Annotated in this window: 8 protein-coding genes and 1 tRNA gene; all 9 read left to right on the top strand. The window is 64.9% G+C overall.

Translation table 11 applies throughout. From position 1 onward, the window contains the following. Positions 1 to 132: 132 nt before the first annotated feature. The 9 genes from KF724_01810 (at position 133) to KF724_01770 (ending at position 12,601) form a co-directional block, all read left to right on the top strand. Positions 133 to 771, top strand: coding sequence for a sigma-70 family RNA polymerase sigma factor (locus tag KF724_01810; GenBank protein MBX3354416.1), 639 nt, complete (start codon positions 133 to 135; stop codon positions 769 to 771). A gap of 45 nt (positions 772 to 816) precedes the next feature. Beyond that, positions 817 to 4,491, top strand: a complete 3,675-nt coding sequence (locus tag KF724_01805; GenBank protein MBX3354415.1) for a PD40 domain-containing protein — start codon at positions 817 to 819, stop codon at positions 4,489 to 4,491. A gap of 227 nt (positions 4,492 to 4,718) precedes the next feature. Further along, positions 4,719 to 5,582 (top strand): hypothetical protein, encoded by an 864-nt coding sequence (locus KF724_01800; GenBank protein ID MBX3354414.1) that lies wholly within the window; start codon positions 4,719 to 4,721, stop codon positions 5,580 to 5,582. A gap of 431 nt (positions 5,583 to 6,013) precedes the next feature. Further along, positions 6,014 to 6,784, top strand: a complete 771-nt coding sequence (locus tag KF724_01795; GenBank protein ID MBX3354413.1) for a hypothetical protein — start codon at positions 6,014 to 6,016, stop codon at positions 6,782 to 6,784. After that, on the top strand, positions 6,772 to 7,677 hold the full coding sequence (locus KF724_01790) for a hypothetical protein (GenBank protein MBX3354412.1): 906 nt from the start codon (positions 6,772 to 6,774) through the stop codon (positions 7,675 to 7,677). The genes KF724_01795 and KF724_01790 overlap by 13 nt, the downstream gene beginning before the upstream one ends. Positions 7,678 to 7,758: 81 nt before the next feature. Beyond that, positions 7,759 to 7,830: transfer RNA gene (locus KF724_01785), tRNA-Gly, on the top strand. Positions 7,831 to 8,017: 187 nt separating this feature from the next. After that, entirely contained in the window at positions 8,018 to 8,836 is an 819-nt protein-coding gene (locus KF724_01780) for a hypothetical protein (GenBank protein ID MBX3354411.1), read from the top strand. A gap of 37 nt (positions 8,837 to 8,873) precedes the next feature. After that, the gene (locus KF724_01775) at positions 8,874 to 11,228 is read left to right on the top strand and encodes a CHASE2 domain-containing protein (protein ID MBX3354410.1); all 2,355 of its coding nucleotides are present in this window, start codon (positions 8,874 to 8,876) and stop codon (positions 11,226 to 11,228) included. Further along, positions 11,225 to 12,601, top strand: a complete 1,377-nt coding sequence (locus KF724_01770; protein MBX3354409.1) for a hypothetical protein — start codon at positions 11,225 to 11,227, stop codon at positions 12,599 to 12,601. The genes KF724_01775 and KF724_01770 overlap by 4 nt, the downstream gene beginning before the upstream one ends. Positions 12,602 to 12,798 lie beyond the last annotated feature (197 nt).

Here is a 12,798-nt window from a genome sequence, read left to right as displayed (position 1 = left end):
CGCGCCCTTTTCCACGGGGGGCTTTCCTCCATTCCTGCCTGGTTCAAGGACTTGCCGCAACCGGGCGGAATCCAGGAAACCCCTGTCGGCGAAGAGAGTATTGTTGGAACGGCGAATCCGCCGCGTCCTCCCATGACCTCTCCCCCTTCCATCCTCGAGCGCATTGCTGGAGGAGATCCCTCCGCGGTGACCGCGTGCATGGAGCGCTTCGGTGGATTGGTTCGCTCCCTTGCTCGCCGGACCTGCCCGAACGCGACCGAGGTCGACGAGGCGGTTCAGGAGATTTTCGTCGACATCTGGCGCTGCGCGGCGCGGTTTGACGCATCCGTTGCCAGCGAGACAACCTTTGTGGCCACGATTGCTCGGCGTCGGCTGATCGATCGAATGCGTCGACGCTCGCGGGAACCCCGCGTCACCATGGTGCAGGAGTTGCCTCCGGACGCTGATCGCACCAATCCCGCTGTTCGCGATCGAAGCGAGATCCGCGAAGAGGGTGAGCGGGCCATGGAAGCGCTCAATCGCCTTCGCCCCGAGCAGCAGCAGGTGCTTCGGCTCGCGATTCACTGCGGCCAGACCCACGAGGAAATCGCGACGACGACGGGCATGCCGCTGGGCACCGTGAAGACCCATGCGCGACGCGGGCTGATCAAGCTTCGAGCCCTCCTCGAGGCCCGAGAGGCTGAGCAGGAGGCCTCGCTCCACTTCGAGAGCAACCCGGAGTGGATGGCGTCAGGTGGATCGACGGCCGGCCGAACTCGCAGCCGTCGCTGATTCTGAACTCAACCTGAAGCCGGGGCTCGTGGTATGACCCCGATCATGATCACGCGCTCTCTTGCCGCTCCTGCGGCCCTGGTTGTCGCGATCGCCACCCTGGCGCTCGCATCGAGTCTCACGCTCGCCGTCTCGCCACAGGCCCCCGCTCTTCCGAGTCGGGCCGCTGCACCAGTTGTTTTGGCTGCTGCGCCAGCCCAGGGCGAGGTCACCATTCCAGACGCTCGCCTCCTGCGCTTCCCCGATGTGGGACGCGACTTCATCGTCTTCCTTTTCGCGAACGATCTCTGGCTCGTGCCCAAGGAAGGCGGAGTCGCGAAGCCACTCGCCGCGGCACCCGGGTCGATGCTCTTTCCCCGATTCTCTCCCGACTCCTCGCAAGTGGCCTTCGTCGGCTCACTCGAAGGGGGCCGCGATCTCTACATCATGCCCGTCGGCGGGGGCACGGCGACGCGGGTCACGCATCACCCGACCAACGAGACCCTCTGCGATTGGACTCCCGATGGTCAATCTCTGGTCTTTGCCAGTGCCGACATGGGCGGGCTCACACGATCAACGCAGCTCTATCAGGTGCCCGTGACCGGAGGGATGCCCACGCGCATTCCGGTGCCCTACGGCACCAACGCGGCGATCAGTCGTGATGGTCGCTGGCTGGCCTACACCCCCCACTCGATCGACGGGCGCACTTGGAAGCGCTATCGCGGCGGGATGGCCACGGACATCTGGCTCTACGACCTCCAGAGCGGAGAGAGTCGGCAGGTCACGGACTGGGAGGGACTCGACAGCATTCCGATGTGGCATGGCACCGATCTCTACTACCTGAGCGACGAGGGACCCTCGCATCGCCTCAACATTTGGCGCTACGACACTCGGACCGGCGCTCGCGAGCAGATCACCACCTTCGACGACTTCGATGTGAAGTGGCCGGCAATCGGTCCTGATGATGGCGGCCACGGAGAGATTGTCTTTCAGCTCGGGCCCAAGTTGATGCTGCTCAACCTCGCCACGCGACAGGCCCGCGAGGTTCCCGTGCAGATCCCCGGTGCGCGACAGCGGATTGCGCCGAAGACCCAGGATGTCTCGCGCCGCATCGGTGCCTGGAGTATCTCCCCCACCGGGAAGCGCGTCGCGGTTGAAGCTCGCGGCGATCTCTGGACACTGCCCGCCGAGAATGGTTCGCCCCGGGCGCTGACCCAGACCAACGGCGTCGCGGAGCGCACGCCGGCGTGGAGCCCCGATGGCCGGTGGATCGCCTTCTTCGATGACTCGACCGGCGAGTATGAACTGATGCTGATCGCCGTCGACGGCAGCGGAACTCGACGGCAGCTCACGAGCGATTCGGGCCCCTTCAAGACGGCCATCTTCTGGAGCCCGGACTCGAAGAAGATCGCCTTCACCGACAAGACGGGCACGCTCCGACTCGTCGATGTCGAGAGCACGGAGGTGACGCTCGTCGATCGCGAGCCTCGCTCCGGCGCACCGATTCCCTCGTTCAGCGCGGACAGCGCCTGGATCACCTACTCGCGCGCCGATGACGACAACGATCACGACTCAATCTGGGTCTACGAAGTCGCGACCGGCACGAAGCACCGCCTGACGAGCGGACTCTTCAATGACTACTCGCCTGTCTTCAGCCGCAACGGCGAGTGGATCTTCTTCCAGAGCAGCCGCAACTTCCAGCCGCAGTACGGCGACTTCGACGACTCATGGGTCTATCTCAACTCGGGCCAGCTCATGGCGATGCCGCTCCGCAAGGATGTGAAGCACCCGTGGTTGCCCGAGAGCGACGAGGAGACCGTCAAGGAGGAGAAGAAGCCCGACGCCGACAAGGAGAAGAAGGAGAACGGCGAGAAGAACGACAACGGCGAGAAGCCCGCCGAGGAGAAGAAGGACCCGCCCGCCGATGAGAAGAATGGTGGCGAAAGGAAGGACCCGCCCGCCGACAAGAAGGAGGGCGATGATAAGGATGACAAGGATGACAAGGATGACAAGAAGGATCCCCCCTCCGAGGAGAAGGACGCTCCCAAGGAGGAGGCCGACGCCCGCAGGCCGGGCCGCGGTCGCGGAGGCGCCGCTCCGAAGGATCCACCGAAGCCGATCACGATCGATGTCGAAGGCATCGAAGAGCGCGTGCTCGAACTGCCCGTGCGCCCTGGTCGATTCGGCTCACTCGCGGTGAACGACCAGAATCACCTCATCTATGTCCGCGCCGGTGGCGCCATGCGGGCGCGCGGCGGAGGCGGAGAAGATGAGCCGGGTACCGGCATCCGACTGCTGGACCTCTCCGACAAGAAGCAGGAGGAGAAGAGCGTCGGCCCGGGCCGCTCATTCCAGATGAGTGCCGATGGCAAGAAGCTGCTCGTGCCGGCGCAGGGTGGCGGGGCGAACATTCTCGATGCCCGCGCCAACGCGAAGTCGCAGGCCGTGGTGACCACGCCGATGTTCACCCGCATCGATCCGCCGACCGAGTGGCGTCAGATCATCCGTGACGCCTATCGCATCATGCGCGACTACTTCTACGAGGAGGGCCTCCACCAGGTGGATTGGGCTCGCGAGAGGGATCGCGCGCTGGCGCTCGTCGACTTCGCCAACAGCCGCGAGGATCTCAACTTCATCATCGCGGAGATGATCTCCGAACTGAATGTCGGCCACGCCTATCTTCAGGGTCCGGGCGATGTCGAATCCCCGCCCGGCGGCCCCGGGGTCGGTCTGCTCGGCGTGGACTTCGAGATTGATGGCGACGAGGAGGGCCACCGCGCCTATCGCATGAAGAGGCTGGTGCGCGGCGCTCCGTGGGACAGCGATGCACGGAATCCCCTGCTCGCGCCCGGCATCGATGTGAAGGAGGGCGAGTTCCTGCTGGCCGTGAATGGACAGCCGCTGAGTGTCGAATTGAACCCATGGGCCGCTTTCACCGGTCTTGCCGGTCGCACCACCGTGCTGCGCGTCGGTCCGAATCCGAAGGATGACGATCAGGCACGCACCGTCATCGTGCGCCCCCTCTCGAGCGAGAACGCTCTTCGATACCGCGACTGGATCGAGCGCAACCGCGCGTTTGTCGAGGAGAAGTCCGGCGGGCAGATCGGCTACATCTATGTTCCCAACACGGGCGTCGACGGTCAGACGGATCTCTACCGTCAGTTCCAGGGCAATCGAGCCCGGCCCGGTCTCATCATCGACGAGCGCTGGAACGGCGGCGGTCAGATCCCGAACCGCTTCATCGAGCTGCTCAATCGTCCACGCACGAACTACTGGGCGGTGCGCGATCATCGCGACTGGGATCAGCCGCGCGGCGCCCATCACGGCCCGAAGGCCATGCTGATCAACGGTCTCGCGGGGTCGGGCGGCGACATGTTCCCGTGGCTCTTCAGGCATCACGGGCTCGGACCGCTGGTGGGCACCCGCACCTGGGGCGGACTGGTCGGCATCAGCGGCAATCCATCGTTCGTCGACGGCGGCAACATCAGCGTGCCCCGATTCGCGTTCTACAAGCTCGATGGAACCTGGGGCATTGAGGGCCATGGCGTGGATCCCGACTTCGAGGTGATCGACGATCCCGGCGTCATGCGAGGCGGACTCGAGTTCGGAGGCCGCGATCCGCAACTCGAGAAGGCGATCGAACTCGTTCTGGCTGAGCTCGAGCGCAACCCGCCGCGCGACCCGCCGAGACCGGCAGGTCCGGATCGAAGCGGCATGGGACTCCCCCTCGAGGACCGCTGAGAGCGACATCCTTCATCCGATCGTGACGGTCGCGTGGTGCGTACCGCGCGATCGCACGCGCTTGCGCCAACCTTGCTTGCGGGAGCCTCCTCCGAATCCGTTGATGTGGGTCGATCTCCGCCAGGTTCGCGCCTCGTGACGGCGTTGAACGACGGACCTGGAGGGGTGCGGCGCCGACACCGTTGCCGGCGCCCGACTTCGTGACCATCCGGGCGAGGAGGTGGAACTTGGACAGTCGACTGACCGTGACGGCACTTGGAATCGCATCGTCAATTCTGCTGGCAGGCGGAGCCACGGCGCAGATCACGCAGGAGAATCTCGGTGTGTTCAAGTACGCGATCGATGGCGGCACTCCGGTGTCCGTCAATGTCGATGGCGTGCAGTTGCTCAACGGCAACTCGAAGTACGCGCACTCGGTGTTCCCAGTGCCTGGCTTGGAACTGAGTTTCGTCTGCGTCCTTGACGACATCAGCAATCCGACCGCATGGGCGGCCACCCAGTTCAAGTGCGTCAACACCTCGGGCGTGCCCCGCGGCGTCGAGGCGTGGATTGAGTTTCCGCTCTGCCCGGCGGTCCCCGGTGGCACCAAGATTGGCGGCACGCTGACGGTCCTTCTGCTGACCGATGCCAATGGCGGAAGCGTGAGTTGCCTTCCCGGCGCGAACTCCGCGTGGCAGCTCATGATCGGCGGTGAGGCGGCTCACTCGATGTACTGGTGTCCGTTCCAACTCGCATCGAGCGGATCGGGCTCGATTCAGAACAACTCCCAGTTCGGAATGCCCATTCCGGCGTTGAACGGTCCCAACTCGGCTCCGACACTCGGCTCGCGGCACCGCTTCGCGCTGACCAATGGTGAGACTGTGACCTTCACGACGAATGTGGTGGTTCAGTCCATGGGCGCCCTCTCGCCCTGCGCATCCGATGTGAACGGTGATGGCATGATCGACGCGATGGACCTCACGGAGATCCTTGGCCGCTGGGGGGCCTCCGACTCCAAGGGATGCAACACCGCGGATGTCAATGGCGATGGCATCGTGGACGGCAACGATTTGGCCGCGGTGCTCGGTACCTGGGGACCTTGCAGCCAGTGAGGTGATTCCTGCGATCAATCAAGGGGGAGTAGCCCTCGAAGGGACTCGGATCTCTCAGATCCGGGTCCCTTTCTTGAGTTATCGCAATCTGGCCCGGCGATTGCGGAATGCGATGACCCCTTCGAATGCCAGCTCCGCGCGGCGTCGCGCAGCCCCGCACAAACAGCAATCTCGGAAAAAAGTCCCCGGCTCCCCCTTGAAAACTGAGGCGATCTCTGCGGAAATCCACTGCCCTTGCATCGGGCGGTTGCTCCGTGACAGCACCGTTCCGGGGCCTGCTGCGAGGTGGTGACGGCAATGTCGCCGCCACCGCGCGTCAAATCCGGGTGGGGAGGTGAAGAGTGGTCAAGCGTTCAATCGTGGTGGGCCTCGGGACGATCGCGCCGATTGTGCTGAGCGCAGTCGCGTCAGCGCAAGTGACATTTCCGCGCATGGCCAAGTTCACTTGGTCAGTGAACGGGCGGAGTCCGTCAACCGCCCCCGTCTCAGGCATTCTTCTTCCAAACGGTCAGGTGCAGTACAAGGGCATCTTCAAGACCAGCGAAGGAGTCACACTGAATTTCGACTACAAGGTCGACTCGAAGAATGATCCCATCGCCTTGATGTCCGGATGGATCAAGTGCTCAAACTCGTCGTCCACGGCGCAGGGCATCGACGCATCGTTCAGCGTGCCGCTCTGCCCCGACATTCCCGGTGGCACCACCATCGGAGGTTCGGTCACTCTGCTCGCCACTGCGAATCAGAATGGCGCGACAATCTCCTGTCTCCCCGGTGCCGTGTCGCTCTGGCAGGTGCTGATTGATGAGACGACCACTCATCAGGAGTACTGGTGCCCATTCATTCTCTCAACCACTGGTTCGGGCACCATCCAGACCAACAAGATCTTCGGCGCCCCGATTCCCAGCCTTCCCGGCCCGAACTCGGCGCCGAGTGTCGGAAGTCGAAATCGATTCACGATCTCCGACGGCGACTCATTCCAGATCACATCCAACATCATCGTGAAGAGCCTCGGGCTGCCCTCCGCATGCGTGGCTGACCTCAATGGTGATGGCACGGTGAATGCCCTTGATCTTGCCGAACTGCTCGGCCTGTGGGGAGACCACACCAATCCCTGCCTCCAAGGTGACTTCGACGGCAACCTGACGGTTGACGCCAAGGATGTGGCCCTCCTCCTCGGCGCATGGGGGCCATGCGACCCGTAAACCGATCGACGCGATGCACGGAGGTCGCTGCGTGGATCACGCTCACCGCGTGGTCGGCAGCGACCTCCGTTGCAATAGCCTCTGAAGACTCTGTTCAGCCGCCCGCCCCTGCGGCCACGGCGACGGTCTCGATCATTGGATTCCCACCTCAGAATCTGGTCATTCCGGGTGCGGCAACTTCGCCGGGGGTGGCGACCTACTTCGCCACGGTGACCCCGCCGGGGAGCCAGACCACCGTCGAGATTGCCATGACTGCGGATTGGTTCGCCAATCCGTTGAGCGCGCTCTCGGGAGGCGTGACCGTGAAGAACGGTTCTCTCCTCTCACGCTCCGCGACAGTGACGGTCCAGGTCCCGCTCTGCCCCGCGATCCAGGGTGGTTCTCTCGTTGGGGGCACGGCCACCATGACCCTGATCACTCAGGCGCCCGGCTCGATGAGCTGCACCGGCCAGACGCCGATCGTGCGACTCCTCTGCAACGGTGCGCCGGCGGTCAATCTCTTCATCTGCCCCTTTGCGCTGGCGATCTCCGGGCCCGGCGAGTTGGCCCTCACGCAAAGTCTCGGGTTGCCCGGTCCAACCATTCCCGGCCCGCCTTCCGTGCAGACGATGGGGCTGGCCCACACGGTCACAGTCTCCGCCGGCGCGACCACAGTGCTCTCCTGTTCCTTCGAGTACCTCGCTCCGGGTGGTTGGTATGGAAGCGCGTGTACCGCAGACCTTGACGGGAATGGCATCGTGAACGCAGGCGATCTGGTCGTCATCCTCTCGAAGTGGGGTACCTCGAGCGCCTGTCCGCTTGAACTCGTGGGTGATCTCAACGGCGATGGCGTGGTGAACGGCGGCGATGTCTCCCTGCTGCTCTCCCAGTGGGGGCTCTGCCCTCCCTCCTGAACCGATGGACGGGGGCGACGCAGCCCGCCGGTGCTGCCCCTTGCCGCACCACCGCTTCTCGATATACTTCGGCGTTCAATCGCGGGTGTAACTCAGTGGTAGAGTGCCACCTTGCCAAGGTGGATGTCGAGGGTTCAAGTCCCTTCACCCGCTTCGATCAGGGCCCGGACCGGAAGGTTCGGGCCCTTGTCATTGGCCAGTCGCGCATGATGCGACGGCGGAGAGCACGATCGGCCCCGCGCGCTGCTGTCGACAGACCATCTGGGCGAAATCTTCACTTCCTGTCTGATAGCCTCCAAGGGAGGAAGCCGGGGTCGTTGGGGCATTCCTCCGCTGCGTGATGCGTTCGCATCTGAAGTCCGGGCTGACTGACGGGAGCAACATCATGGAACTCGTTTCGAACTCGAAGCAGATCTCTCGGAGATCGGTGATGGGGGCGTTGATGTGGCGAGGAAGTGTGGCGGGTGTCCTCGCCGCTTCCTGTGGTCTCTACGGATGCCAGGACCCCGGCCCGCCCAAGGGTCCGGATGCCTCGCCGATCGCCGAGCCGCTGCTCTCGACAAAGCCCATGACTCCAAGGACCGAGCTCGACTCGAACGAGCCGGTGGAGTGGCTCATCTCCGGCATGAGTGTGCCGGCTGTCAATGGAGCACCCGCGGCCAACTGGAGCGCTCTGCTTCAGAGCGGGAAGCTCATGGTCGGTGGTGGCCCTTCGCCAAATCCAGCCGGGTCGGTTGAGCTTGCATCCGGCCTGCTCTACATCAACCAGCAGACGACGCAGCCCCCGCAGGGCGCGTCGATGTCGCTCTTTCCGATCGTGGTGACCTCGGGGCCGGTTCGAGGCGGATCCGTGGGCACCGCGTGGATCTGCTGGAAGGACCTTCCGGGCAATGTGACCTACTTTGCACTGCTGACTCCAGGTGACAATGTCCCCGCAGGACCCAGCTCAAGCACACTCTTCGTGTTGGACATGACTCCTGTCCCCGGACACCCCGACGGACGCACTGTCAAACTGGTGGAACACGACACTTTTGTTGCCCTGCGCGGCCATGTCTTCGGACCAGATGTGCCCGCCATTCTGCCGATCGCCGGCAGCGCCATCGAGACGATGATTGTTGAACTGAAGAACCGCGCGAAGCATGTGGGCCTGCGGCCCTGAGTGACTCGTTCGTGGCGCACTGCGTTCGTGATCGTGCATGACCGACTCGACGCGATCCAGCTTTCAGGATGACTCTCCGCTTCGCGGCGCGATGGACCATGTCCATCCGCAAGTGGATGGCTTCACGCTGGTCATGACACCACCGCTCCCTCCATTCCTGCGAGGGGGGTTCGGCCGCGTCTATCGCGCCGTCAATCCAGCGGGCATGCTCGTTGCCATCAAGGTGCCGCATCCGCTCGGCCTCGATGCGGCGATGCTGGAGCGATGGAACGAGGAGTGTCGAAGTTCATTGGCGCTTCCACCCCATGAACATCTCGTGACCTTCTACGGGCGAGTGACAGCGCGGTGGCCCAGCGGCACGGAGACCCCGGCGCTGGTGATGGAATGGCTCGAAGGCGCGCGAGGGCTGATTCCCTACGCCGACTCGGCGGGCCTCGACAAGGTGGAGCGACTCGCGCTCTTCCGCCAAGCGCTCGATGGCGTCGCGTGGCTGCACGCTCATGGAACGCCTCACTGCGACCTGAAGAGCTCGAATCTGCTGGTCATCGAGCGCGGGCGCTCGCCCGTGGTCAAGGTCGCGGACTTCGGGGGCACTCGGCGCGGGGGTCGATCCGATCCATCGCCGCCAATCTACTCGCCGCATCGAGTGGCGCCGGAGGTCATTGCGGGCGACCCCGCCGCAATCGATGCCCGAGCGGATGTCTTTTCGCTCGGCAAGGAACTCGCGGAACTCATCGGCGGGCCTGGCGCCGTGACTCCGCATCCTGGTGAGGCCGAGTGGCGCGCCAAGCCGCTTGAGTCAGAGCGGGGCCTTCGGGATTCGGCGCTGGATGAGATCGTGGCCCGCGCGACAGCCCCTGTGCGCGGCGATCGCTACGCCGACGCCCGTGAACTGCTCGAAGCACTGGCGAACTATCGCCCACCGGGACGCGAGCGATGGGCCCGCGCTCTTGAGTCGCGACTCTGGCCCCGGCGTAACTCGACTCGGCGCTTCGCTCGACCACTGGTTGCCCTTGCAGTGCTCATGCTGCTCTGCGTGGGGCTGACGGCGCTCCTCTCAGTGGCCGCCGTCGCCTTCCGCGCCGGTCCTGAGATCAGGCTTCCGGGCGCTGAGGTCACCGACCTGTCGCATGTCGCCGTGATCCGGGGCGAAGATGCGGGCGAGCTCGTTCGAGTCGCCCAGCACCTCGGGATCTCTGGGGTGTCGGCTGAGTCTCGCGGCTCCTGGCGGCGCGTCTGGGCGCGCGTGCTCGATGAAGTCGTCGCCATGAATCCCTCGGTGGTCGTCTTCGATATCGTCTTCCCCAGTCTCGACGAGCCGGAGCTCAACACCGTCATTGCCGACGCCATGCATCGGGCACGGAAGGTCGGTGTTCCGGTGGTCGTCGCCACACACGACTACACACCAGGGCGGCCCCATCAGCATGGTGGACCGTTGCAACTCGCCAAGGAGATCGTCAACGCCGCCGCCGCGTGGGGGTGCTACCGACTCGAGCCCGTGCATGGATTCGAGAAGGCCCTCTTTGTTCCCCGCTCGTCGCAGGGCGAAGTGCGCCTTCCGCTGGCAGCCGCGGCGGTCGCAAGTTCAATCGACCGAGGTCGGTCGGTCGCCGTCACCATGGATGCGTCACTCGAGGCACTCCAGTTCCACCACGGGCTCGATGCGCCGCGCAGCGTGGTGCTCTTCGATGTTCGCCCTCGTCGGGCGCTCTGGCTCGAGGATCCGGGAGGCCTTCAACCCGATGATCAGGTCGGCGTCTTTCCCTTCGAAGCACCACAACCTGCGGCCATCGCGGCCATTGACCGGACTGTGATGCAGTGCGTCGCTCCTTCTGAGACCGAGCGCGAGGCGTTGCGTGAACTCATCAACGGTCGTGTCGTCTTCCTTGCCGCTTGGAGTGAACAGGATGTCCATCCGGTCCGAGATGGTCGATCGATGCCCGGGGTCTGGCTTCACGCCACCGCGACCGAGGCGCTCATGCAGGGCGTGGCGGCTCCGCGCCTTCGAACGCTCGACTCGGTGCTCTCGCTCGGCATTGTTCCCGTCGCGATGGCGCTCGCCATGCTGGTGACCGCGCGGCGCCTTCAAAGCCGCGGACTGAACATGCCCTCGCTGGGAGGATCGTGGTCAACTTCGATTCTCCAGCCAGCGGTGGCTCGTCGGCGCTGGAGGAACGCCGCCATCGCGCTCATGATGACCACGGCAGCGGCGGTCGCTCTCTGGATCGCAAGCCGCAGCATGCCGGTGCATGTGCACTTTCACACGGCCATTCTCCTGATTGGAGCAGTGGCGGGTGCGATCGGTGGTGCCGCCGTCGCGCTCGTTGCCGGATGGATGGGACTGGTCCGACTGGCGTGGAGCCTCGATCACGCCGATACACTCGAAGCGTGAACCGAGCGACCGCTGCCATGGCCATCGGCGCGCTGGCGCTTGTGTTCCTGGCGCTGACGCTCCCCGTGCTGATCGAGCTTCCTGCGAACCGCTCGCAGGCCATCGATGAGCGCCTCTTCCACCTGCCGGTCATCGAGACATTCGCCGCGGAGCTGCCGACGCCGAACCTGCGCGACTATCGCTCGGCGACAGGCCCCACCTATCACCTTCTCCTCGCCATCGTGCATCGAGCATCGGACGGTTCGCTTCCGCTCTTGCGAGTGGTGAACCTTGCGCTGGGATTCTGCCTGGTCGTCGTGGTCTGGTGCGGTGCAGCGCGGCGCATGGGACCATGGCTTGCGGTGCTGGCGACGCTGCCACTGGTGATGAGCAGCTACCTGCTCGCAGGCAGTCTCTGGCTCGCGTCGGACAACCTCGCCTTGGCGCTGGCGCTTGCGGCAGTGTTGATCGCCATCGGCGGGGCGTTGACTCCGTGGCGGTCGCTTGGAGCAGGATGCGCACTGGCGCTGGCGGTCTCCATGCGTCAACTCGCGCTCTGGGGCGCGGCACCACTCGCGCTGGGCTCCGCCATGCGAGCGCTTCCGGCCCGGTGGCGGCCGACGGGGCTCAATCAGGAGTCCGATCGCTGGGGGTGGATCGGCTGTCTTCCTCCGGTGCTTCTGCTCGGATCGCTGGCGCTGCTGTGGGGAGGTCCCGTTCCGCCCACCTTTCGATCGGTGCACGCCGCGGGAGTGAACGGTGCGGCGGTGCCCTTTGCGCTCGCGCTCATGGCCCTGCTTGGCGCGGGGCTCCTTCCCGCGGCGCTCACCGGCTCCACCCTTCGCGATCTCCTGCGCCGCAGGCGCTCGCTGCTCTTTGCGCTGCTGCCAGTGGTGGGCCTCCTTTCGCTCCTGCCCGCGACGAACTACTTCCTTCCACCGGATGAAGCGAGCGCTGCCTTCGGCGCCGCGGTCAATCCCGACGCGGGCACGACGGGGCGCTACGGAGGGCCACTCTGGGCCGTTGTCGCGCGAACCCCTGCGCCGGGCGAGCGATCGCTCATCCTCATTGCTCTTGCACTCGTGGGCTCGGTGATTGCCGTGGCGCTCTTCGATCGCGCTTGGCGGCAGGGGCGACGCCGCGAGGTGCTGCTGCTCACCAGCACCATGGTGGCGTTCATCGCCGTGCAGACGCTCAACAGCCAGACCTTCCAGCGCTACTTCGAGCCATTCATGTTGACCATGGTCATCTGGACCGTCGCGCTCGGAATCGGTAACTCCTCCACACCTGACGGAGTGACCCATCGGCGTCGTGCGCTTGCAGGATTCACGCTGCTCGCCCTCATCCAGCTTTCGCTCACGCTCCAGAGTGTGACCGGTCACCTGTTCAGGTGATGGGCCACGCCGCCGGGTTCGTGGTTGTGCAACCTGCGGACACGATCGCGCGGCGCGAAGGCACCCCCACGAGTCGCGGCGACGGCCCGATGCGAAGGCGCCGCGGCTCCTGACCGCGCAAAACCGATGAGTTCAGACCGCGCGCGGAGAACATCGCTTTGGGCCCAGTCGCAGGCATCGACTGACCGCGCACGATC

It is taken from the genome of Phycisphaeraceae bacterium (assembly GCA_019636735.1).
Classification (GTDB): Bacteria; Planctomycetota; Phycisphaerae; order Phycisphaerales; family SM1A02; genus VGXK01.
The sequence above is the reverse complement of the archived record's forward strand: the minus strand, read 5'-3'. Positions and strand labels throughout refer to the sequence as shown.